At 43.8% G+C, this 23954-nt stretch carries 17 protein-coding genes; 5 read left to right on the plus strand and 12 right to left on the minus strand.

Annotation, left to right across the window (positions count from 1 at the left end; genetic code table 11):
• Positions 1–7: 7 nt before the first annotated feature.
• A complete protein-coding gene (locus tag J8Z23_RS18325; RefSeq protein ID WP_258646317.1) occupies positions 8–1018 on the minus strand; it encodes a DUF2804 domain-containing protein in 1011 nt (336 codons plus the stop codon).
• 302 nt (positions 1019–1320) lie between these two features.
• Between J8Z23_RS18325 and gdhA the strand changes: the two genes are divergently transcribed.
• On the plus strand, positions 1321–2673 hold the full coding sequence (gene gdhA, locus J8Z23_RS18330; RefSeq protein ID WP_434635688.1) for an NADP-specific glutamate dehydrogenase: 1353 nt from the start codon (positions 1321–1323) through the stop codon (positions 2671–2673).
• A gap of 75 nt (positions 2674–2748) precedes the next feature.
• Here gdhA and J8Z23_RS18335 read toward each other — a convergent pair whose 3' ends face one another.
• The 3 genes from J8Z23_RS18335 to J8Z23_RS18345 are packed head-to-tail and all read right to left on the minus strand — an operon-like array spanning position 2749 to position 6634.
• A complete protein-coding gene (locus J8Z23_RS18335; RefSeq protein WP_434635690.1) occupies positions 2749–3216 on the minus strand; it encodes an OsmC family protein in 468 nt (155 codons plus the stop codon).
• Positions 3217–3258: 42 nt separating this feature from the next.
• A complete protein-coding gene (locus J8Z23_RS18340) occupies positions 3259–5673 on the minus strand; it encodes an ATP-binding protein (protein WP_434635692.1) in 2415 nt (804 codons plus the stop codon).
• A complete protein-coding gene (locus tag J8Z23_RS18345) occupies positions 5666–6634 on the minus strand; it encodes a cytochrome-c peroxidase (protein ID WP_006741023.1) in 969 nt (322 codons plus the stop codon). The genes J8Z23_RS18340 and J8Z23_RS18345 overlap by 8 nt, the downstream gene beginning before the upstream one ends.
• A gap of 719 nt (positions 6635–7353) precedes the next feature.
• On the opposite strand from J8Z23_RS18345, the gene J8Z23_RS18350 reads away from it, so the two are divergent.
• The 3 genes from J8Z23_RS18350 (at position 7354) to J8Z23_RS18360 (ending at position 12427) form a co-directional block, all read left to right on the plus strand.
• Positions 7354–10002 carry an EAL domain-containing protein gene (locus tag J8Z23_RS18350; RefSeq protein WP_395221493.1) on the plus strand — a complete coding sequence of 883 codons (2649 nt, stop codon included), beginning with the start codon at positions 7354–7356 and terminating at the stop codon, positions 10000–10002.
• A gap of 255 nt (positions 10003–10257) precedes the next feature.
• Positions 10258–11634 carry an NfeD family protein gene (locus J8Z23_RS18355; protein ID WP_395211154.1) on the plus strand — a complete coding sequence of 459 codons (1377 nt, stop codon included), beginning with the start codon at positions 10258–10260 and terminating at the stop codon, positions 11632–11634.
• Between the two features lie 10 nt (positions 11635–11644).
• Positions 11645–12427 carry a slipin family protein gene (locus J8Z23_RS18360; protein WP_395211153.1) on the plus strand — a complete coding sequence of 261 codons (783 nt, stop codon included), beginning with the start codon at positions 11645–11647 and terminating at the stop codon, positions 12425–12427.
• Between the two features lie 84 nt (positions 12428–12511).
• On the opposite strand, the gene J8Z23_RS18365 is transcribed toward J8Z23_RS18360, so the two are convergent.
• The gene (locus J8Z23_RS18365; protein WP_434635695.1) at positions 12512–12916 is read right to left on the minus strand and encodes a globin; all 405 of its coding nucleotides are present in this window, start codon (positions 12914–12916) and stop codon (positions 12512–12514) included.
• A 238-nt stretch (positions 12917–13154) separates the two neighbouring features.
• Between J8Z23_RS18365 and J8Z23_RS18370 the strand changes: the two genes are divergently transcribed.
• Positions 13155–13811: an NAD(P)H-dependent oxidoreductase gene (locus tag J8Z23_RS18370; RefSeq protein WP_395211152.1), complete on the plus strand. Its 657-nt coding sequence runs from the start codon at positions 13155–13157 to the stop codon at positions 13809–13811.
• 103 nt (positions 13812–13914) lie between these two features.
• On the opposite strand, the gene choV is transcribed toward J8Z23_RS18370, so the two are convergent.
• From choV to J8Z23_RS18405, 7 genes are all read right to left on the minus strand, one after another.
• Positions 13915–15093 (minus strand): choline ABC transporter ATP-binding protein, encoded by a 1179-nt coding sequence (gene choV, locus J8Z23_RS18375; protein WP_256965093.1) that lies wholly within the window; start codon positions 15091–15093, stop codon positions 13915–13917.
• 2 nt (positions 15094–15095) lie between these two features.
• Positions 15096–15938 carry a choline ABC transporter permease subunit gene (choW, locus tag J8Z23_RS18380; RefSeq protein WP_005392552.1) on the minus strand — a complete coding sequence of 281 codons (843 nt, stop codon included), beginning with the start codon at positions 15936–15938 and terminating at the stop codon, positions 15096–15098.
• A gap of 78 nt (positions 15939–16016) precedes the next feature.
• Entirely contained in the window at positions 16017–16955 is a 939-nt protein-coding gene (locus tag J8Z23_RS18385) for a choline ABC transporter substrate-binding protein (protein WP_005392553.1), read from the minus strand.
• A 38-nt stretch (positions 16956–16993) separates the two neighbouring features.
• A complete protein-coding gene (betA, locus tag J8Z23_RS18390) occupies positions 16994–18709 on the minus strand; it encodes a choline dehydrogenase (RefSeq protein ID WP_048624935.1) in 1716 nt (571 codons plus the stop codon).
• 180 nt (positions 18710–18889) lie between these two features.
• Positions 18890–20350, minus strand: a complete 1461-nt coding sequence (gene betB, locus J8Z23_RS18395) for a betaine-aldehyde dehydrogenase (protein WP_434635698.1) — start codon at positions 20348–20350, stop codon at positions 18890–18892.
• An 18-nt stretch (positions 20351–20368) separates the two neighbouring features.
• Positions 20369–20968, minus strand: a complete 600-nt coding sequence (betI, locus tag J8Z23_RS18400) for a transcriptional regulator BetI (RefSeq protein WP_005392557.1) — start codon at positions 20966–20968, stop codon at positions 20369–20371.
• Positions 20969–21493: 525 nt separating this feature from the next.
• On the minus strand, positions 21494–23515 hold the full coding sequence (locus tag J8Z23_RS18405; RefSeq protein WP_046875963.1) for a diguanylate cyclase: 2022 nt from the start codon (positions 23513–23515) through the stop codon (positions 21494–21496).
• Positions 23516–23954 lie beyond the last annotated feature (439 nt).

Genomic DNA, 23954 nt, shown 5'->3' on the forward strand with positions numbered 1-23954 from the left:
TGTGTTTCTACCATTTTGCATAGTGATCTTCAGTAAGACCTATGACTTCTTCTAACTGATGTTTGATACCATTCCCATCAACGATGTAGCCAGAGAAATAGCCGATATATTGACGAAAATTGCTTTTGAGAAACCAAAAGTTCTTCTTTTCTGAACGTCGATTTAAAGGCGTGAATACTAGGTCAATCCGTTTATCTTCCGACGTGATATGCCACCTTTGTCCTTCATCATTTCGTGAAAATTGAAACTCAACAGGCTGTAAAAAATGCCGTTCACCATTAATCCAGAATACATTTTCACAGTAGCCCGTTTCATTGACACCCGCAGCTAAGTTCAGCCCCAACTGTCTGCCGCTTTCAAAGCAATTAATACTCGCCCAGCGCCAGCTTGTCTCCCGTCGCATGTACCCAGCGGAAAAGTCGTAACCAGCAGCCACTTCTGAGAGATCTTGTTCCTTTCCTAATATGAATAAATTGCCATCTACCGTTAACGCATTATGCTTCTGCGTATAAGTCCAACCCGCATAACCGGTTGGCGTACATAACATTAATGGCAAACTCATACTTTCTGGACGTAAGTAGAGATCAGCATTGACAGACTTTGTCACAAAGTGGAGGTGCCAAATACCATTCTGAATAGAAAACTGAATACTTTTGTCAGCAAGATGGGCATGACTAGACCAACTGGAAGGCTGAGTTTGATAATCAATATTAAAAGGCTTTAACCACTGCTGCTCCACTAACTCATTATTTTGAATGTCAAACAGATAGCAAAAACCAGATGCTAAATACCTAATATCCGCAATCGCAACCCCAATCACGTAGTTAGGTGTGACCAAATTAACGAACTGAAACTGCTTATAATCACAGTAACGGCGCCACTTAGACGCTGGCTTATCCATCTCATCAAGGTAGGTAAACTTATCTAACTGTAAAGATGTGGGAATCCCATCAAGATGGCCAAACACTGGTAGACCGTCTTGCTGCATAAACGAGTCCAGAGTCTTAAGCTCATGCATATTTTTATCTTTTTCGAGTCAACACGCTCAGATGTTAACACTACGTTAACAAAAACAGTTTGCGTGACAGCACAACAATATCGACTAATTTGGCTTCTGCTCGCTATATGTGAAACCGATCACTCAACCATCCAATCATGTCACTCACTTAATCTTCCTCATCAATACGACCAGAAGTTGGAAATTGAGCGTTCTCATCCGCAGGAAAGACCATTATAGCCATTGAGAATTGGTCAAAATCACTATTTAATGGGAATAAATTCATATAAACTGATTGCTTATTCATATCAAGGAAGAGATCTATGTCACACATACACGATACTATTGTTGCGTTGCAACACAGTAGCCCGGCTCAAAAAGAGTTTTACCAAGCCGTAGAAGAAGTATTAACTTCTCTCGCTCCAGTCATAGAAAGCAATAATAAATATAAAGAACAAGCGATTATCCAAAGAATCGTAGAACCAGAACGTCAAATCATGTTTCGAGTTCCTTGGGTCGATGACGCAGGGAATGTGCAAGTAAACAAAGGCTACCGCGTCGAGTTTAACTCCGCGTTAGGTCCATACAAAGGCGGACTGAGGTTCCATCATTCAGTGAACGCGAGCATCATAAAGTTCCTCGGCTTTGAACAGATTTTTAAAAACGCGCTTACTGGCCTTCCAATTGGTGGCGGAAAAGGCGGTTCAAATTTCGATCCTAAAGGAAAATCTGACGGTGAAATCATGCGATTTTGCCAATCATTTATGAACGAATTATACCGCCACATTGGTCCTGTTACCGATGTTCCTGCTGGCGATATCGGCGTCGGTGCGCGTGAAATTGGTTATATGTTTGGTCAATATAAGCGATTGACGGGCCGCTACGAAGGGGTACTTACAGGCAAGAGCCTTCTTTGGGGGGGCTCACTTGTTAGAAAAGAAGCAACGGGATACGGAACCGTATATTTTGCGGAATGCATGCTCAATGACCGTAATGATTCACTCAAAGGCAAAACTTGCCTCGTTTCTGGCGCAGGTAACGTCGCTATCTATGCAATTGAAAAGCTATACCACATGGGAGCAACCCCAGTAACATGCAGCGATTCTAGAGGCACGATCTATCATGAGCACGGTATTGACCTGCAGCTCCTCAAGCAACTTAAAGAAGTGAAAAGAGCAAGTTTAGAAGAGTATTTAGACACTTACCCTGAAGCAGAGTATACGCCGTTGGGTGACTATCCTAATGAAGAGCATGCTGTATGGCGATATCAAGCTGACGCCGCATTCCCTTGCGCGACCCAAAATGAACTAACGTCAAACGATGCTCTTGCTCTTATCGATAATGGGTGTGTTTTGATTAGTGAAGGCGCAAACATGCCAACCACTCGTGATGCGGCCAATATCATCGTGGATTCCGAAATGGCTTATGGGCCAGCGAAAGCAGCCAATGCAGGCGGCGTTGCAACCAGTCAGCTTGAAATGGCACAAAATGCCAGCATGCAAAACTGGACCTTTGAGCAAGTCGATAGCCAGTTACAGACCATCATGAAAAACATCTTTATTAATGCAAACGAAACCAGTCGAGAGTTTGGTCAACCTGGTAATTTAGTTTTAGGCGCAAACATTGCCGGCTTTAGAAGAGTCGCTGATGCGATGATCGAGCAAGGCATCGTTTAGTTCACAATAGCCAGCAGCCTGACTGCTGGCTTAACACTATTCGGCGATACACTGCGCTTTGACAAAGAGCTTCATTTAATCTGCAATAAGCGTCGTCACTTCAGTTTTAACCGAATTGGCGATAAAACAATTCTCATGAGCCATGTGGTGCATTTTTTCTAATTGAGATCGTGTCGGTTGATTATCACCAGCAAATGTTATCTTAGGGTTTAGTGTTACCTTAGACACCCATTCTTTTCCATTTTCACCTTTTTTCAGCTCCCCTACTGCTTCATCTAGGTAGCGATCCACAACGTAACGTCGTTTCGCCGCAATAGAAAGAAAAACAAGCATGTGACAACTGGAAAGTGCCGCAACAAATGCTTCTTCCGGATCAACGTTTTCTTCTAAAGATAATGGCAACGGCACTACGTGTGGAGATGGTGACGCAGGGACTTGCAACCCGCCATCAAACTTCCAAATGTGCGCCCGACTATACTGGTTATCACTGAATACTTCGTCAGCTTCGCGATGCCATTCGATTAAAGCGGAATGCTTACTCATTCTAACTCCCTGATTTTCTCATTGACGAATCAACACATCCATTCACGTCATAGTAAACCATAACGAAACAAGGTAAGGAACGCATGAACTCAGAGAGGTTACAAAATTTGTTGAGGATCGACGTTTTTTTTTCTGTATGTCATCCAGAAGTCGATTAGCCTGATGGATGTTAACTTGTAATCGGTTGATTAGCATCTGTAACCGCTCAATTTCAGGAGTTTGCTTCGCTTTGAGCGTGTTTTCTAGCGCCTCCGTTTGTCCAGCTAAAATCGGCAAACCAAGGTTCAATGCCATACCTTTTGTTTTATGCAACGTGTCTTCTAGAGACGCGAAATCTTCAGCCATAAAATAATCAATAAGTTCATCAACCGATGATTCAAAATCGACAATAATACTTTTTAGTAGCTCATCTATCGCTTCCGGCGCTTCTTGCAAAGAAATGAGCATCTCTGAACTGGATAACTCTTCTTCTGTCAGCCGTAACTTCTCTATTGGCTTGCGCTGCAACTGGAGAACGTTGTTGTCATTCGTTAATGGTAAATTCTCTTTTGGTTCGAGCCTCGCAGCAAACTGTTTAAGAGCGTCCGAAAAGCTCTCTTGCTGTAGCGGTTTTGTAAGCACATGATCCGCTCCGGCTTCAATAAAGCTATCATGCGCCTCACGAAAGACATCTGCCGTATACGCAAAGAGTAATGTTTTGATACCTAACTCTTGTCGAATCACACGAGTCGCTTCAACACCATTCATCTCAGGCATGTGATTGTCCATTAGAATCAGGTCATATTCGTTATCTCTCGCCTTTTTAACCGCCACCAATCCGTTTTCAGCAACATCCACTTCATGTCCCAACTTTTCGCAAAACCCTTTCGCCACAATGGCGTTCACTCGGTTATCTTCAGCAAGCAATATCTGCAAATTGTGTGTTTTCTTGCGCGTTTTTGGTGGCTCTTGTGCCTTTGGAAGTTCGCATTCAACCCAAGGAATGGGCAGTTCGACGATGAATTGACTTCCGACGCCCTCCACACTTTTCAATGTAATCTTGCCATCCATCAAGCCAGTTAATTTTTTAACTATTGCCAAACCAAGCCCTGTGCCTCCAAATTTTCGGGTAGTTGAAGAATCGGCTTGCTCAAACGAGTTGAAAACATGTTCTTGCTTGTCTAGCGCGATACCAATACCAGTATCACTCACAATCATCACCAAGCAATGATTTACCTTATCAAGTTCTGTTCTGATTAACACATGCCCTTCACTGGTAAACTTCACCGCGTTGCCAGCAAGATTAAACAAGATCTGTCGTAAACGTGCGCAGTCTCCGGTAAATTCAACGTATTCAGGCACTTCATTTTCCACGATCAATTCGATATTTTTTTCATCGATGAGCGGTTTTATTGCGCTACACACAGGAGAAATGACTTGATCTAAATTGAACTTAGCCTGCTCAAATTCCAGTTTGTTTTCTTCAACTTTAGAGAAATCCAAAATATCGTTGAGAATCGTCATCAAGTGTTGGCCAGAATCAAGAATGACTTTCACGTACTCTTTAGTCGTCGGCTCTTTAGTTTCCTCTGCAATCATTTGAGAAAGGCCTAATACACCATTCATCGGCGTTCTTAATTCGTGACTCATTGCGGCGAGAAAACTTGATTTGGCTTTTGCTGCTCGCTCGGCTTTATTTCGAGCCTCCTCGATTTCGAGGTTCAATTGTTTCAAGTTGTACATTCGATATTGCGACTGATACAAAAATGCACTGACTAACAACATCACGGCAATAAAAACAAACAACCAAGTGAAACGCGCTTCACTTTGGGCAATATTGAGTAGCCGATGCTCCGCATCCTCGATAAAAACAAAGTATCCATGATCAAGCAGTTCATTCGTGAGTAGTTCTATCCTTTTATCGCTCGCTTGAAGCCGATCTAAGAAATTGGCTTCACTTTCACTCTCAACTACGTTTTGTGTCAAAAGCAGTTGGTTGAGAAACTCAAAATAGTGATGCCCACTCAACGTCTTTCCGGTATCGGTAGAAATATCTTGCTGATATAAGTTGAATAGCATTAATAACGCGTATTGATTCTCTACCTGAACGCCAATCAACATATCGAGCTTCAGCGTTGTATCAAGCACACGGTTTTTGAATAGGTTGAGCGTATCCTCAACTTTTTTATGATTGGGCGTCACAGGGAACCAAACTGACTCCCTTGATGAATTTAGCAAGTTCTCAGCTGCGACTTCTATATCCACTAAAGATGTCGTCAGTTCATAATTCTTCCTATCTTCAACCGCATATCGATTCACTATAACATCGCGCTCTTCAATCAACTTGTGCCCAATATCCGTCAACTCCGCGTGGAATTCTTGTGCACTTTTTGAATTCACATGTGACATGTACGCCAATACACAACACGTCAGCATGGCAATAAAAAAGCAGATATTAACCAGTTTGAATTTACTCATTTTCCAACACCTCTAAAATCACGGGTCTGGGTGCGGTCAAGGACTGTAAGAACGCTTCAATATCAGCGACACTTTCATCGCTCATCGTAATACCGAGCTGCGTTTTCGCCATAATCTGTATCGCCTCGGATAACTGGTCAACTCGTCCGTTATGAAAATAAGGGCTTGTTAGGGCGACATTACGTAAACTGGCGACTCTAAAATAGAATTGTTCTTCACTTTCCGTCGTAATCAGGTGCCGTCCCGAATCCTCTACTACTGGCTTATCTTTGAAATAGGCGAACCTTTGTATCATCGCTCCGCCAATATTTTTGCCCTGATGACACTGTACGCAACCTGAAGACTGAAATGTTTTCCACCCCCTAATTTGCTGCTCACTGAGGACATGGGTGTAACCCAGTAAGTAGGCATCGAATGGTGCACCTGGAGTTTGGAGCCCTTCGACAAACTCCACAATGGCGGACTTAATATTGTTAATATTAATCGGTAGCTCACCATCACGACTAAATAGCGCTTGATAACGTTCGCTTCCTTTCACGTACTGCTCGATTGTTTGCCAGTTTGAGTCCATTTCTATTGGATTGTGGATTGGCCCATCAATCTGAGCCATCAAGGTGTTTTCGGTACCATCCCATAAAAAACGATAATTTAAAGCTGCATTAAACACTGTGATGGAATTTCGAGTTCCATCACCTTTCACTCCTGTAGAGACGGGTGTATTTTCAGCGCCATTGGTTTGCAAGTTGTGGCACGTCGCACAACTGACGCTACCGTTTGAAGATAGCTGAGGATCACGAAAGAGATGCCAGCCAATTCTCGCCAGCTTAATATCTACGACAGGGTCACCTTCTATCGGCTGAACTAACGAAATATCACCTAGCACCTTAGCATTTCTTGCGATTGTTGCTTGGCTCAAAATGAGTGCCACAACAACTAATGTGATTATGCTGAATTGCCTCATCAACTGCATACCTTACACTTGCCATTAGTATGAAGTTAGTTGCATTTTTAGATTTTTTCCATTAATGGAAAACGGTTACCAGAGCTGCACGTGGAGGGACTTTTATTTAAAGCTCAGATAAGGAGCAAATGACGAAGGCGAGTAGCGAAGAATTGACTCGCTTCGTGGAGTTATGTGTGCATATTGAATTCTAGATTTAGCTTATAGAAGCCAACAACCTTTGAACCCAAGTAATCTCACCATAGGAGATGAGATCGAAGATAGTAAAGAAAATGGCACAGATAATGGCCAGTTTGACCAAGCGTTGAACAATAAACATCATAATTACCCATCATTTTTCGCAGTTTACTATTACAAAAGAAGTTTAGATACAGAAGAAAAGCACTAGTTACACTAATAGACTGTTTTATAAAAAGATTTACACCTTTACTAGCTGAACGATTAAACCGTAATTTGAATGCGCGGTACGTTATTGAGCATTTTAATTGCAAACACGAAAATCTAGTAATTAGAGCAAACGTTTCACTTACCATATCAGCTCAGCAAATCCTTCATTTTATCTCTATAATTTGAATCTATATCAACAATCTCTGTTAGAACATGTCGTACACTTTCAGTGAATTAACATCTATAACTATTTTTTAATGAAAACACTTCGCTTGTTTAACTTGAATCTTCGCTATAAAACCGCCTTATACTTTTCATTAGGACTGCTGGGCATGGTCATCAGCTTCCTTTTTATTAGCCGTTATTTTTTCCTGTATAGCTTAGATGAGCTCGAAGACATGGAAATTAACCATGCGAATCAGCAAGCACTCGCTGTCATCGACATGATGGTGAGCCAGCAAGAAAGCGCCTCATACGATTGGGCGTACTGGGACGAAACATACGATCTGTTTGTTGATCGTGATATTGCGAAATATACCGAGCGAAACCTTTACACAGAGAGCATTGATGCGTTAAACCTCGATATGATGGCGTTTATCACGACTAATGGACAAACACTGCTCTCCTTGACTCGTGAGGATAACCCCGACACTTCTTCAGAACTCACCGCTAAAATGGCGAATCAACCTACTCTTCAAGATTACATCAAGTCCATGAATCACAAGCTTGATATCCATAGAGAGAGCATCTCAGGGTTGTTTAAAATCAACGATACTATTTGGGGTCTTAGCCTCAGCCCAGTTAGAAACAGTGAAGGCGACCGCCCTTCTAACGGATGGATGCTTTGGGGAAGAAACCTATCTTTGCGCTTTCCTGGAGACTTTAAATCCATTTTAACTGCGGAAAACTCATTAGAGACACAGATGGTAAGTGAATCAGACAGTAATCAGATGCGGGATATAGAGAAGACCTCGCGGTCAATAACAAAATGGGCCTCACTCTCTGATTTATCTGGTGAACCGATCGCATGGCTAAAAACGAAAACACAGCGAGAGCATTATGCGAAAGGTAATACGCTATTCATGTATCTGTTTGCAACAGTTGGCGTTGTAGCATCAATCATCGCTGCCGGCACCTACATCACGTTTAAAAATAAGGTCGCCACTCGCTTTAATCATTTTGCTGAAGGAATAAGCGAAATCGCCTCTCAATACCAACTTGAAGGCTTGCATTCTGTAAAAGTAGACGAATTAGAGTTAGCGACAAAACTGGTACAAAAGCTCTCTGAAAATACATCGTTAACCCAACTGCAATTGAAAGACTCGATGGAAAAGTTTGGTGCTCTGTACCATAGCTCCTCACTAGGCATGCTAATTGTTATCGATCGTAAAATTGTCGATGTAAACCAACGAGCGTTAGATCTGTTGAGCTACAGCAAATCGCAATTGATAGATCGTCCTCTAGACACCTTGTGCCCATCGGAGGACGATGAATGTCGAGTTGACGCAATGTTCAGAGAGCTGAAAAACGGTAAAACACAATTCGAAGCGCAGGTGCTCGATAGCAATACAGAAGAAATCGACTGTTTGATAGAAGCCACGCTCATTCAACATCATGGTCAAAGTGCGCTGATGTTGTTGCTTCAGGATATGAGAGAGACAAAACAGCAAGCAGAAATGATCCAAAAGCTCACCGACTTTGATCCGGTATCCGGTTTCTGTAATCGTCCTGTCATTCTCAATGCACTGCACGAGCTCGTAGAGACACGGCCAAACCATTTTTCGTTTGTGTACATTAACAGTAAGACTCTCAAGCAAATTGCAGGGGTATACGGTCACCTCATTTTTGATGAAGTGATTCAATACATCGCATCCGCAATACGCGAGCAATTAGGTGCATTCCAAATAGGCCGAATTAGTGAGCATGAATTTATAATTTTGATTCCAGATATCGAGCACCACCAAAAAGCGATAGATGCTACCAATCGATTACTGAATCATTTGTCACATAAGGTCCAGCTCTCCGGGATCATGATGTCATTAGACAGTAAAGCGGTGATGATGGACCTAAACATTACTCACCAGTCTGTCGAGCATTTACTGCTTGCAGCACGTTTCTCATCGCAATCCGCTAAGGGTCGTCACTCTCACGAAGTATTAGTCATTGATGAAGAACTATCAGAGCAGGCGGAAACGTCTATGGTGATCAATCGCGATTTAGAAAATGCCATTAGACAAGATGCGATTAAACCTTTTTTCCAGCCTATCGTGGATGCTAAAACCACTGAAGTTATTAGCTTCGAAGCACTTGCTCGTTGGCAACATCCAACATTAGGGATGATTTCACCAGAAGTATTTATTCCGATGGCAGAACAAGGAAAACTTATCGTCGAATTGGGAGAGTCCATTCTCAAACAATCGTGCGAATTTATCAGTCGGCTCAACGGAGTTCGTCATGTGCAAGGTCTGTCGATGTTAAGCGTGCATGTGAACTTAAGCGCGCAGCACTTTTATCATTCAGGACTGATGCCCTACCTAAAAAAAGTGATGGCTCAATACAACCTCTCTGCGGGCCAGCTTGTGCTTGAAATTACCGAAAGTATGTTGATGGGCGGAGAAATAGAATCAATCCAAAGCATTCAAGACATCAAGCGACTTGGTGTTGGACTCGCTTTGGATGATTTTGGTACTGGATACGCATCATTCAGTAGCGTATGTAATTTCCCATTGGATATTGTGAAGCTGGATAAATCTTATATCGACGAGATTGAAACCAATGACAGAGCGAAAACACTGGTAAGAAACATTGCCAACATGTCTCAAGAGTTAGGCTTAACTATTGTCGCCGAAGGTGTTGAAACCGCGAGCCAAGTACGCAAGCTTAAAGTTTGGAATATTGATGAGTTGCAAGGGTTTTACTTCCACAAACCGATGCCTGCCGAGCAAGCACTCGTTCAATTTTCTCGCCACGTAAACAGTTAGTCTCTCTCCTCTAAGACACATTAGGAAGGCAAAGTGATTACCGTCACTTTGCCTTTTTGTTGAACCTTTTCACACCAGACGCCCCACGATTAGTGACTACCGATATTCATATTAAGGCCCGTAGCCTCAGATGTGCCATGATAAATGCTGATATGACTAATTCGAGTGATCAATTACTTATTTGCACTAGTATTACTGCGTATATACTTGAATTAGGTTTTCAAAAAGTCCCTGTGACCGCACAAGGAGGACTGCATGAAACGACTATGGATATGGGTCTTACCTTTACTATTGTTTGCTAGTCAAGCACTGGCCAATACTGTCTGGATTGTTCCCGTCAAAGGCGCTATAGGTCCTGCTACCAGCGACTATTTGTCTCGTGAGATAGAAGAAGCGCAACTCAACGGTGTCAGTTTAGTGATCTTAGAGATGGACACTCCTGGCGGCTTAGACAGCGCAATGAGAGATATTATTCACGCGATTACCACCTCCTCCACTCCAGTTGCGACTTGGGTTGGCCCATCAGGATCTAGAGCGGCTAGCGCAGGGACATACATTTTACTCGCCAGCCACGTTGCCGCAATGGCTGAAGCCACCAACCTTGGCGCGGCAACGCCCGTCGCGTTAGGTGGTGCCCCTCAGCCCCCTTCATCGGATGATGGCAAAGACCAAAACGCGGAAGAAACGTCAGAAGGAACCAACGAAGGTTCAGAGAAAGTTCCCGCGAAAACCGCAATGGAGAAAAAGGTGATTAATGATGCTAGAGCCTATATTAAAGGCTTAGCAAAGCTTCATGGCCGAAATGCAGAGTGGGCAGAGAAAGCAGTGAGCGAAGCAGCGAGTTTGGACGCCACTGAGGCATTGGAATTAAACGTTATTGATTATATAGCCAACTCACCAGAGGATTTAGTCAAAGCCATTGATGGACAAACTGTTAAAGTTAATAATCACGATGTGACATTGTCACTGGAAAATCCCGTATGGATTGAAAGAACACCCGATTGGCGAGCAGAAATGCTAGCCGTTATCACAAACCCAAACGTCGCCTACATCCTGATGCTCATTGGTATCTACGGTTTGCTTCTTGAGTTTTACAACCCAGGCATTGGCTTACCCGGCGTGTTGGGTGGTATTTGTTTGCTCCTCGCCATGTACGCATTACAAATGATGCCTGTGAACTACGCTGGGCTTGGTCTGCTGTTACTCGGAATTGCACTGATGATCGCAGAAGCATTCAGTCCGAGCTTTGGCATTTTGGGCTTAGGTGGCGTTGTCGCCTTTGTGCTCGGTTCCATCTTCCTCATGGACAGTGAGTTGCCAGGGTTTCAGATCGCCCTTCCTTTAATTTTCGGTATTTCTATCTTTTCTGTCGCGCTGATCGTGTTGACGGTCGGCCTGCTGCTCAAAATACGCCGACGACGTGTGACAACAGGTTTAGAAACTTATCCTGGGAAAATCGCTGTCGTGAGCGATGACTTTATCGATGGCGAAGGGCGCGTTCAACTTGACGGTGCGCTATGGAGAGCCAAAACCAAAGACCATCAACAACTCAAACAAGGTGATCATGTCACCATTGTGAATGTGAAAGGGCTGACCTTAACCGTGATGCCTGATGACCGCCAAAATAAATAGGAGGCGCTTTATGATGCTCTATACTGTTGCGGTGATCGTGGTGCTGTTGTTCGCACTTGCGACCCAAATGTTTAAGGTTTTGAGAGAGTATGAACGTGGGGTTGTATTCTTTCTTGGTCGCTTTCAAGAAGTAAAAGGCCCTGGCTTAATCATTCTTATCCCATTCATCCAACAAATGGTACGGGTGGATTTACGTACTGTCGTTTTGGATGTGCCGACACAAGACTTGATAACCAAAGATAACGTGTCTGTGCGCGTCAATGCGGTTGTTTATTTTCGCGTAGTCGATCCTCAAATGGCAATTAACAACATTGAAAGTTACAGCGATGCCACCAGCCAGTTAGCGCAAACCACGCTGCGATCAGTATTAGGCCAGCATGAACTGGATGAATTACTTTCAGAGCGCGAGCGTCTCAATAAGGATTTACAATCCATCCTCGATCAACAGACTGATGACTGGGGCATCAAGATTGCCACGGTTGAAGTCAAACATGTTGATTTAAATGACAGCATGGTCAGAGCGCTAGCGCGTCAGGCTGAGGCAGAACGTAACCGTCGTGCGAAAATCATTCACGCTACCGGTGAGTTAGAAGCTTCTAATAAATTAAAAGAGGCAGCTCAAATGCTCAACGAAGCGCCGAATGCGCTGCAATTGCGTTACATGCAGACACTCACGGAAATCACGACAGACAAAACATCGACTATTATCTTCCCTATGCCGATCAACCTTGTCGAAGCAGTCAGTGATATCGCCGAAGCGGTAAAAATGAATAAAGAGACACAAGACAAATAAAAGCCATACTCAAGGAAGTAAGCTGTTTACACGTTACTTCCTTGCTTTAACTTGCTTGTTTTCGAAGAGCATTTAGTTTCTCTTTTAGTGTTTGGAGCACTCCCGCTTCATTACCGACAAACCTGTGTTAAAACAAGCTCTCCACGCTGTTTCGACATCATCGTCGTATTCAAAATCACACTCTTGAACCGTTTCGATAAGGCTTTCAAACCAAACATCAATATCCTGTGGTTCAATGCCAATATCAGAACTCGCATGCTTCCTACCATATTTCTCCACCATCTTGTGCGCCTCGTTAGAGGTATCGGCCATCATAAAAAACACGATAGATCCTCTAAGCATTCGCACCTGTTGGTGCATGTCGACACCATCAAACTTTTGTCTGAAGCTTGTACTTTTTGACCATAAATTCTTGTAAAACAAGTCGAAAAAGCCTTGGTTCGCGATACAACGTTCATAACTATCGTTGAAAACTTGAATCACGTTCATGTTGCTCTCCATCACTCTCTTAATATGAGTGTAATTTAATAATCATCAAAAGCATCTAAATGATGATGCCCAACCCTATGAAGCACGCCAATTTTCAATAAAAAGTAAAAAGTGATTCAAATAAATGCCCTCTTATCAATGAAAAAATATCCCGTATTATGAATCCATATTCGAGGTACGCATGGTTGTCGATGCTAAGCGCATCCTCATTTGTCACAAAAATAAAAAGGATACAAACGTGTCTCATCAAATCATTACTGATCTAAACAGCCGCTACACTGCTAAAAAATACGACGAAACCAAACGCGTTTCTCAAGAAGACATGGCAATCATCAAAGAAGCACTCCGCCTTTCAGCGTCTTCGATTAACTCGCAACCGTGGAAATTCATCGTGATTGAAAGTGATAAGGCCAAGCAACGTTTCCACGATACATTTGCAAATATGCACCAATTTAACCAGCCACACGCGAAAGCCGCATCACATACGATTCTGTTTGCGTACGATCCAAACTTCACCAAAGAGAAGTTCGCGAAACGTGTGGATGCCGAAGTAACGTCTGGCCACCTACCGGCAGAAATGTACAACAACTTTATGGGCGCCTACGCTTTTGCCGATGCAAATACGGATGAAAATGGCTTTAACGGAAACTGGACAAAAGCACAAGTCTATTTAGCGCTAGGCAATCTACTACACACCTTGGCTCGTCTGGGTATTGACTCAACGCCGATGGAAGGGGTAGATCCAACACTGATTGGAGAAGTATTCAAAGAAGAATTAGAAGGCCATGTCTGTGAAGTTGCACTGGCGATTGGCTACCACAAAGACGGGGAAGATTATAATCATGGCCTACCAAAAGCTCGCCTTGCGATGGATGATGTAATTACGACTCTATAGTCGACCGTTTCCTTAGCTTAACTACTTAACTCATTGTTTAAAAACAAAAGAGCCGCACTAATGTGCGGCTCTTTTTTAGCTAGGCTTCAACTCTATTCTAACTTTATGCCACTTGCTCGGACTTAAAGTTACCAAGCAATGCATCGTAAAGCTCGTGGTCACTTAACACACCAACTAACTGGTTGTCCTCCACCATAAGCAGAGGCTGATTGCTGCGCTGCTTAAGCTCAATCGCTTCTCGCATACTGATTTCCGGGCTAACCTGAACCAGAGAGTTTTCGTTTACCTCATCAAGGTTCGAAGAATCGCTCTTCCATTGAACCAACGACTTATCTGTATCCGCTAAGCTTAAGCCTTTGCTCTCTTGGGTCACCCAAATACCTTTGTCAGGGCAAATCAGAACACGCTCATCTTCACGAACTAAGTCGTCACGCATCAAAGAGCGTCCCTTAAGTACGTTCAATGGATTAGTGTGGGCAACAAAGTCAGCCACATAATCGTTTTCTGGAGCAAGAATGATCTGTTCTGGCTTGCCGTGTTGAATCAACTTTCCTGATTCCATAATGGCGATGTTGTTACCGATTTTAAGCGCTTCATCCAAGTCGTGACTCACAAAAAGAATGGTTTTGTTTAGCTTTTCTTGAAGCAGAATCAATTCATCTTGAAGCTGAGCACGAATCAATGGGTCAAGCGCTGAAAACGGCTCATCCATTAACAAGATATCTGTGTCCATCGCGAACGCTCGCGCTAGGCCAACACGCTGCTGCATACCACCAGAGAGCTCGTGCGGGAATTTCGTTTCCCACTCAGACAAACCGACCATTTCGAGCTGTTCACGCGCTTTTTTACGGCGCTCTGCTTTGCCAATGCCTTGCATTTCTAGACCAAACGCAACGTTATCTAATACCGTTAACCATGGCATCAATGCAAACTTCTGAAACACCATGGATACGCGGTGAGTACGAAGGTGGCGCAACTTCTGTTCGTCACAGTTAGAGAGCTCAACCATGTCGTCGCCGTCTTTAATTTTCAGAGAGCCACGAGAAATTTCGTTCAGCCCGTTAACTGTTCGCAGCAAACTTGATTTACCCGAGCCTGAAAGCCCCATCAAAACACAGATCTCACCCTGTTTCACGTTCAGCGAAACATTATCAACCCCAACCACTTGGCCAGTTTCGTCGATGATTTCTTGTCGAGACTTGCCTTGGTCTAGTAGTGCTAACGCTTGTGACTGCTGCTGACCAAAAACCACATCAAGATTTTGAATAGTAATAGCGTCCATGATTAAGCCTCCTTCTGGTTTGGTGCTTTACACAAGCGGTCAAGAATGATGGCGACGAGTACAATCGCTAAACCCGCTTCAAAACCTTGCGAGATGTTTACGGTATTCAGTGCACGTACGACTGGCTTACCAAGTCCATCAGCACCAACAAGTGCCGCAATGACCACCATAGAGAGAGACAACATAATACATTGCGTAACACCGGCCATAATACTTGGTAATGCCGCAGGTAACTCTACCTTAAACAGCAGCTTCATGCGGCTTGCACCAAATGCTTTGCCCGCTTCAAGTAGCTCCTCCGGCACTTTAATAATACCGAGGTACGTCAATCGAATTGGCGCAGCGATAGCGAAAATGATGGTCGAGATTAGGCCAGGGACAATACCTAAGCCAAACAGAACCAAAGTTGGAATTAGGTAAACGAATGTCGGTACGGTCTGCATCAAATCGAGGATTGGTCGCAACAAGGTGTATAACCAAGGACGGTGTGCCGCCATAATGCCCAACGGCACGCCAATTAATACGGAAATCGTTGTCGCTGCAAACACAAGGACAAAGGTTTCCAGCATTTCTTGCCAGTAACCAAGGTTGAGAATTGCGAGCAAGGCCAACACTATGAATACAACAAGCGGAATGCTGCGGTGTAAGAACCAAGCAATTGCCGCCGTCATAATGATTGGCGCTGCAGGTGGCATCCATTTAAAAATGTCCACCACGAAAAGAATGATCGTTTCAAGTGTAATAGAGATTGCATCGAAGAAACCCGATGCATTGATGGTTAACCAATCGACGCCAGTTTCCATCCATTGGCCCAACGGTAGTTTGTTGTCCGTAATAAAATTCAAAATAAAACCTTTGTGTTAATGAAGCGGGCATGACTGCCCACTTTCTTTTTCAAAAAAACGCGCTTAAAAACTGCTTAATTAAGCGTTAGTTTTTAAATAGTTTGTAATTGCTGTTACTGCGTCTTGACCATCCACCGTCTTAACGCCTTCTAGCCACGCTTCAATTTGTTCTTGGTTTGCGTTCAACCATGCTTGCGCTGCTTTCGACGGTTTCTGCTTCTGGTTGAGAATCGCTTCCATCAATTCGTTTTCCATTTCTAGGTTGAATTCTAGGTTTTTCACTAGCTGACCTACATTTGGACACTCAGCAAGGTAGTTTTTACGTACGTTTGTGTACACATTCGCGCCGCCGTAGTTAGGGCCGAAGAAGTCGTCACCACCCGCTAGGTATTCCATTTCAACGTTGCTGTTCATTGGGTGCGGGGCCCAACCTAGGTACACAATCCATTGGTTGCGGCGCGCAGCACGTGATACTTGAGACACCATGCCAGCTTCACTGGATTCAACTAGGCTGAAGTCTTTTAGGCCGAATGCGTTGCTATCAATCATTGACTGAATTAAGCGGTTACCATCGTTACCTGGTTCAATGCCGTAAATGCGGTCTTTAAATTTGTCGGCATGTTTTACTAGATCAGCGAAGTTGGTCACGCCTGCGTCATAAACGTATTTTGGAACCGCGAGTGTGTATTTTGCGCCGACGAGGTTCGCTCGTACGGTTTCAACGGTACCTGCATCACGGTATTTCGCGATGTCACCTTCCATCGTTGGCATCCAGTTACCTAGGAAAATGTCGATATCGCCATTGGCCATAGAAGAGTAAGTAACAGGTACCGATAGTAAATCGGTCTTCGTTTTGTACCCCAACCCTTTTAGCAGCTCAGATGTCACGGCGGTGGTCGCCGTAATGTCGGTCCAACCTACATCTGCAAAACGTACCGTTTCACATTGGTTGGCATAAGCGCCTGTTGCTAAAGTACTTAGTGCGATTGTTGAGAAGATTTTTGTCATCTTAGACATATTGAATTCCTTGTAATGATTACTGACTTTTTTCGTTTTTATGAGATCGAATCGAGATCTCTTTTTGGCGGATGCATTCGTTGCATCTCTTGCCAGTTCGGTGCAATCCAAACTGGTGCGTTGTTCGACGTTTCCAGGGCGTTATCCAAAATCATGTCCGCGGCGCGTTCTGCCACCATAATCGTTGGCGCATTTAAATTACCGTTCGGAATGGTTGGGAAAATAGAAGAGTCCACCACACGCAAGCCTTGAATACCGCGTACTTGGCATCGCTCATTCAAAACCGCTAATGGGTCATTGTCTGCGCCCATTTTGCAGGTACAAGATGGATGGTAAGCACTCTCGACATTCTGCTTTACCCATTCATCAATTTGTTCATCCGTTGTGATATTCAGACCCGGCTGGATCTCATCACCACGAAACTCATCCATGGCTGGCTGATTGAGGATCTCGCGAGTAAGGCGAATACAATCACGCCAATCCTGCTTATCTTGTTCAGTGGAAATGTAGTTAAACTCAATCTTCGGCTTATCATTCGGATTCGCAGATACAACTTCGACCGAGCCGCGACTTTCGGGCTTGTTAGGTCCAACATGCACTTGGAAACCATGACCGTCAAAAGCAGCTTGTCCGTCATAACGCATTGCCGCTGGCAAAAAGTGATATTGAATATTTGGCCACTTTAGTCCCTCACGAGAACGGATAAACGCACATGATTCAAAGTGGTTAGTAGCCCCAAGGCCTTTGCGAGTTAATATCCACTCAGTGCCAATCAAGCCCTTGCTCACCAAACCTAATTTGCTGTTGAGCGTGATAGGTTGCTTACAGTGATATTGGAAGTACACTTCTAAGTGATCTTGCAGGTTTTTACCTACCCCTTCCAACGGATGTTTCACCTCAATGCCTGCTTTTTCTAATACTTCTTTAGGGCCAATGCCTGAAAGCTGCAACAGCTGAACTGAGCCAACCGAACCAGCACTCGAAATCACTTCATGATTCGCAAAACATTGCTGAACTGAACCTGACTTTTCGAATTCAACACCAACCGCTTTCTTGCCTTCTGCGCCTGTTTCTTCTAGTAAAACGCGATGAACCGTCACTCGCTTCATTAGGGTGAAGTTTTTGCGTTTTTTAGCACGGCTTAAGTATGCATTGGAGGTTGAAGCGCGTACGCCTTTGTCAACGGTCATATGCATTGGGCCAAAGCCTTCTTGCTGATAACCGTTGTAATCTTTTGTTTCTGGGTAGCCCGCTTCTTTGCCTGCATCAATAAAAGCTTGATACAGCGGGTTGAGCTTCATATCGTTGCCGTTACATGTGCCGACTGGACCGTTATCGCCTCGGTATTCATCAGCACCACCAATCCAAGACTCTGCCTTACGGAAATAAGGCAAACACGATTGATAATTCCAGCCTTTCGCGCCTTCCTCTTCCCACTGGTCAAAGTCACAAGCGTGTCCACGAACGTAAACCATGCCGTTGATAGACGAACTACCGCCCAGAACTTTTCCGCGAGGACAATGAAGTTGACGGCCATCCAATCCTTGCTCTTCAACTGTCTCAAACTGCCACGCGTATTTTTCAGTGTTCATAGGGTAAGAAAGCGCCGTCGGCATTTGGATAAAAATACTTTTATCCGACCCACCCGCTTCGAGTAATAGGACCGAATATTGACCACTTTCACTTAAGCGATCCGCTAACACACAGCCGGCCGAACCCGCACCGACGATGATATAATCGTAGTGTTGTTGCATTTGATTCTCCTAGGAGTTAATACCAATCACAGTAGATAAGTGAACGAAATTAGCGTAGGAAAAATGCTTGAGAACAAGGCAGAAATTTTCGATAAGTAGTTAGCCTACAATCAAAATTGACAACGCAGTTATCGAGCATTTTAACAAGCTAAAGTGGTCAGTTATCTACTACGATTGGTATCATTTGTAAGGGCTTTCGAAGTCGCTTAGCTGAACCAGAACACTCTTCGTTTGCGTGTAATGTTTAAGGGTTTCGACACCGTTTTCACGGCCAACACCTGATTGTTTGTAGCCACCAACTGGCATTTCCGCAGGTGAGTCACCCCATGTGTTCACCCAACAAATACCAGCTTGAATTTGATGAATCACGCGGTGAGCACGAGATAGGTTTTGAGTAAATACGCCTGCAGCCAAGCCATAATCGGTGCCATTTGCACGCGCAACCACTTCCGACTCATCACGGAATTTCAGCACTGACATTACCGGACCAAAGATTTCTTGCTGAACGTGGCTCATGTCATCATCGCAATCGACAAATACGGTTGGAGCAACAAAGTTACCATTGGCTAAGCCATTCTCTGTTACTTTGTAGCCACCAGTCAGTAACGTCGCGCCACTCGCTTTCGCGGCTTCAATCGCTCCTAGTACTTTCGATTCATGATCTTTAGAGATCAGCGCGCCAATTTGCGTGTTCTCATCAAGCGGATCGCCGACAACTAACAACTCAGTTCGAGCTTTAAGTTGTGTAATAAAGTCATCATAAATACCTTCATGAACAAACACGCGTGTACCGTGCGTACAAACTTCACCTTGCGTATAGAAGTTCGCCACCATGGCCGCAGAAACGGCATCGTTTAACTTCGCATCATCAAAGATAATCAGTGGAGACTTACCACCCAGCTCCATCGTTACTTGTTTTAGTGTCTTAGCGCTGTCACTCATGACGACTTTACCGGTGCCTGATTCGCCCGTGAACGATACTTTTGCGATGTCAGGATGCGCCGTTAGCATCTGCCCTACTCGGTAATCCCCTTGTACGACATTAAATACGCCATCTGGCATGCCCGCTTCTGAATAAATTTCTGCTAGCTTAAGCGCTGTTAATGGTGTTTCTTCTGATGGTTTGAAGATCATAGCGTTGCCCGCAGCCAGTGCTGGCGCCGATTTCCACATCGCAATTTGAATTGGATAATTCCAAGCGCCAATACCTGCGCAAATGCCCAATGGCTCGCGACGTGTGTAGAAAAACTGGTCTTCGCTGAGTGGCTGCTGCTCACCTTGCAAGCTTGGAGCAAGACCCGCATAGTACTCAAGAACATCGGCACCTGTTGTTATATCAACCGCGACAGCTTCTTGAATTGGCTTACCAGTATCTGCCACTTCCAATACCGCCAGCTCGTCATTACGCTCACGTAAAATGGCAACGGCTTTGTGTAAAATACGGCTACGCTCGATCGCAGCCATTGCTGACCATGCAGCAAAACCTTTCTTTGCCGACTCAATCGCCGCTTCGAGATCGTCTTGGTTCGCTTGTTTAATGTTGGCCAATGGCTCACCATTCGCCGGATTGTAAGTGGTGAAGTGCTCATCTGAACACCCGTTGTACATCGCACCATTGATATAGTGTGCTTTCATTTCCATTTTGAAGACCTGTGACTTTTATATTTTTTCAGAATAAAACGTAAGTTGTTTGTCGAGATAGTCGTTGATGATGATTCTCGCTCTTTCTGCATCAATGCCTTGCGGGTTGAGCGTTCCGCGCAGCCAAATACCATCGATAAGTGACGCAATACCATGAGCAACCAGTTCGGCCTGCTCTGCATTTAATAATGCTTTGAGTTCTTTTCTTAGGTGGGACAATAAACGTCGTTCATTGACACGCTGCAAACGCTTAAGCTGCTCGTCATGCATTGAGTACGACCAGAACGCCAGCCAAGTCTTCGCAACTTGGTTTTCTGCCTGATAGCCGACAAAGTTACCGTCAATGATGGCATTAATTCTTTGGTGATGAGCATCGCTTGGCAGCTCACGTAACTTCTGTGTGATAGTGGACGAAAGCTGACGCAAGATCTCTCGCATCGTTTCCTCCAACAACCCATGCTTACCACCAAAATAGTGATTGATAATTCCCGTTGATACACCTGCTTCTTTACTGATCAACGAAATACTCGCAGCGTGTAAACCGACTCTATCAATCACTGACATTGTCGCTTTCACCAGCTGTGGTTTTCTGATTTCAGGCATCCCCACCTTTGGCATTTTGCGTCCTTGTTATTTTTAATTGAACGGTTAGTTAAATATAAAATGCCTGAAAATTAGTTCGAACTCAAATCATTTTTTAAGAAAAAGGTTATTAACAAAGGAAGGAAAGTTGATGGTGTACGCAAAATTTCTATGCGATAACTTGTCGTAAAAGTCAAAGATGTGTTTAAAAATCCAAATAAAAACACAAACAAACCAATAACTTATTGAGGCATCAATTTTTAACACACCTTTCAGAGAATTGTTTTTCGTGCCACAAAAATCCACACCAGAAAAATTTTACATCGACCACTAATCATTTCACCTGTATCGGCTTTGTTTGTATAAAAAACAGACATACTCGTGTGTTATAGCTTCGTATACACAAGTGACATTAGTACTTTGAAAATGGGGGAGATAAAACGAGTAGAAAATGCTGAACGCTATGAGTATGTAATTCGATACTCTTAAGCGATTTTGAAGTAATCAGTAAGAAGGATGAGTTCAGGCTCACCGTTTGATGAGCCTGCATTCTTGATTTTATTAGGTCAGCTTGCGCCCTTTCACGCAGTTACGTCCATCCGCTTTAGCTTGATAAAGTAATTTATCCGCCTGATCACAGAGTGATTTAAAATTCATCTCGCTATCTTCAGTCGTCACAACACCAAAACTACAGGTCACTCTCACTTCTTCATTTTGTTCCGTGACGAACCCATGTAAGGATAAAGCGCTACGTAATCGTTCAGCGGTAATGAGAGAGTCTTCATGATCGGTATTGGGCATCACAACAACAAACTCCTCACCACCAAAGCGTGCAACAATGTCATTTTCACGCACCGTCTCTTCTAGCACTTTGGCAACGCCTGTTAGTACGGCATCACCGAACACATGTCCATAGGTATCATTTACCTGTTTAAAATAATCTACATCGATTAGCGCTAAACTTACCGGCCCCGACTGCGGCTTCTTTGGCACCATTTTCTGTTTATCGAGCTTGCTATCCACCCATTTGTTTAAAGCTAGGTAGCCGTACTTAACTTGCTCGACTTGCTCAGACACAAAATGCTGCACCTTTTCTTGCTTAGATTGAGGCGTCGGCTTTTCTTTGCGTTCACGTTTCGTCTCTACGGGTTTAGTAAACCAATCTTCTAAAAAACGGCGATTGAATAACCCTGTCAACGTATCTGTCTTTGCTAGGCGGCGCATTCTTAAACGTGATCGATTCACAACAAGGAATACCACTGCCATCAAAAAGAGAACACCAATGAGTGCTAGTAACGCTTCACCCAATAGATAAAAGGTACGACGGTTATTTTCCAGCTCCATACGCTGCAACACGTTGTTCCAGTTGAGATCTTCGTTCTCATATTCAAGTCTTTCTAGCTCAAATAGCGTCTGTTGACGCTCAAGATTTTCAACTTCTCTTTGGTTGCTAAATTGGATGAATTTATCGTGATAGTTGCCGTAAGTTTTATACGCTAATTTAAAGTCATTGCTTCCCGCGTAGGCCATGGCTGCCACTTTTAATAGTTCCATTTGCTGTTGCTTAACATATCGGCTCTCGATAATTTCCGGCAACATAGGCGCGATCATCGCTAGAAGTGTCTCAAACTGCTTCTGTTCTAGCATATATTCAGCTTGCAACAGCTTAAATGTAGCTAAGTAGGCGCTAGAGGTTTCTCTATATTGTAAGTTCTCCGCCAACTTTAAGTGGCGAACCATCTTACTTTCTTGGTTCGTCTCACGGTATAACGCAGCAAGCTCGAGGTTAACTCGAAACCTAAAGCGCCCGTCACCGATGATTTGCGCGAGCTTTAGCGCTCTCTGATACGATACAATCGCCTCTTCGTATTGGAACTGTGCCTTATGAAGCTTTGCTATCGTTAAGACGCTCAGCAGCTCATTGAACGACATGCGTCTATCCCTAAAATAACGGTACGCTTGTTCCAACAATGCTTCTGAACGGTCATAGCCCTGAATTTTGACCAGTACGTCACCAAGCTCTAGCGCCGCCCGTTCGACCAATCCTTGAACGCCAGAGGACTCAGCCGCATCCATTGACGACATAATTGCGGCATAGGATTTTTTAAACTCGCCCTGCTCATCGTAGTAACGTCCTTTTAGCAACAGGATCTCAGACTCGAGCTGCTTATCGCCATTTTCACGCGATGTTTCCAACAAACTATCCAACGAAGAAAGCGCGGTATCGATATCGCTCTTTCCGACCATAGTTCGCATCTGAATCAACTTAAATAAGAGATACTCATGGCTTTGTGGACGCACAAGTTCCAACCCTTTTTGTGCGACGTTTTGGCTCTCTTCCGCGCGCCCAAGTAGCTCTAGAACCGTGGACTTTGCAAGCCAATAACGTACCAGTAGCTCTGTTGGTTGATTTTGTAGTAGAGAGTCTTCTTCTAACGCCTCAATCAAAGCTAAAGAGCTCTGAGGTAATGCGTAAATTTGATTTTCAATGCCTTCTAGCGACTGTAAAAACTTACCTTCTTGTTCAACCTTTTCTGCGGATGCCTGAATAGAAAGACACAGACACCCCAATAGTAGTGGCATCGTCCTAAGCGAATGAAATAGTGACATTATTGCTCTTCCCTAATGGGTAGTTACTTCAGTGTAATAGAGAATTCTGGTTATTTTATTATTAAGGTAGCTGAAGGTTATTCAGCCAGCCTCATATTCCCATGTATTTTGCGCTGAATAATAAATCACCATCTTTAGATGTCGAAATGGTTTTCGGTCACAATACAATCAATAAGAGTGTTTTTCATACCCCAAGAAGCAAAATCTCATCAATGAGACAAATAATTGTCTTGATTGTGAATTAATGTATTTACATAAAAATTAACACGAGAGCACTTATTCACACCAAAAATACAAAAGAGTTGTAAATGTAATCGGTACAGCAGCCGTTGCTAAAACATCCATTAAAAATTATCGATAGAAACAATATAAGAAAGGAGGAAGGAAGCGGACAATCAAGCTCGCTCCCCTT

This window comes from Vibrio sp. SCSIO 43086, from assembly GCF_051132235.1.
Classification (GTDB): domain Bacteria; phylum Pseudomonadota; class Gammaproteobacteria; order Enterobacterales; family Vibrionaceae; genus Vibrio; species Vibrio diabolicus.

What these genes read in the sequence shown, in the direction of transcription:
- J8Z23_RS18325 (WP_258646317.1), bottom strand. Translation starts at nt 1,018, where the DNA reads ATGCATGAGCTTAAGACTCTGGACTCGTTTATGCAGCAAGACGGTCTA.
- gdhA (WP_434635688.1), top strand. Translation starts at nt 1,321, where the DNA reads ATGTCACACATACACGATACTATTGTTGCGTTGCAACACAGTAGCCCG.
- J8Z23_RS18335 (WP_434635690.1), bottom strand. Translation starts at nt 3,216, where the DNA reads ATGAGTAAGCATTCCGCTTTAATCGAATGGCATCGCGAAGCTGACGAA.
- J8Z23_RS18340 (WP_434635692.1), bottom strand. Translation starts at nt 5,673, where the DNA reads ATGAGTAAATTCAAACTGGTTAATATCTGCTTTTTTATTGCCATGCTG.
- J8Z23_RS18345 (WP_006741023.1), bottom strand. Translation starts at nt 6,634, where the DNA reads ATGAGGCAATTCAGCATAATCACATTAGTTGTTGTGGCACTCATTTTG.
- J8Z23_RS18350 (WP_395221493.1), top strand. Translation starts at nt 7,354, where the DNA reads ATGGTCATCAGCTTCCTTTTTATTAGCCGTTATTTTTTCCTGTATAGC.
- J8Z23_RS18355 (WP_395211154.1), top strand. Translation starts at nt 10,258, where the DNA reads ATGAAACGACTATGGATATGGGTCTTACCTTTACTATTGTTTGCTAGT.
- J8Z23_RS18360 (WP_395211153.1), top strand. Translation starts at nt 11,645, where the DNA reads ATGATGCTCTATACTGTTGCGGTGATCGTGGTGCTGTTGTTCGCACTT.
- J8Z23_RS18365 (WP_434635695.1), bottom strand. Translation starts at nt 12,916, where the DNA reads ATGAACGTGATTCAAGTTTTCAACGATAGTTATGAACGTTGTATCGCG.
- choV (WP_256965093.1), bottom strand. Translation starts at nt 15,093, where the DNA reads ATGGACGCTATTACTATTCAAAATCTTGATGTGGTTTTTGGTCAGCAG.
- J8Z23_RS18385 (WP_005392553.1), bottom strand. Translation starts at nt 16,955, where the DNA reads ATGTCTAAGATGACAAAAATCTTCTCAACAATCGCACTAAGTACTTTA.
- betA (WP_048624935.1), bottom strand. Translation starts at nt 18,709, where the DNA reads ATGCAACAACACTACGATTATATCATCGTCGGTGCGGGTTCGGCCGGC.
- betB (WP_434635698.1), bottom strand. Translation starts at nt 20,350, where the DNA reads ATGGAAATGAAAGCACACTATATCAATGGTGCGATGTACAACGGGTGT.
- betI (WP_005392557.1), bottom strand. Translation starts at nt 20,968, where the DNA reads ATGCCAAAGGTGGGGATGCCTGAAATCAGAAAACCACAGCTGGTGAAA.
- J8Z23_RS18405 (WP_046875963.1), bottom strand. Translation starts at nt 23,515, where the DNA reads ATGCCACTACTATTGGGGTGTCTGTGTCTTTCTATTCAGGCATCCGCA.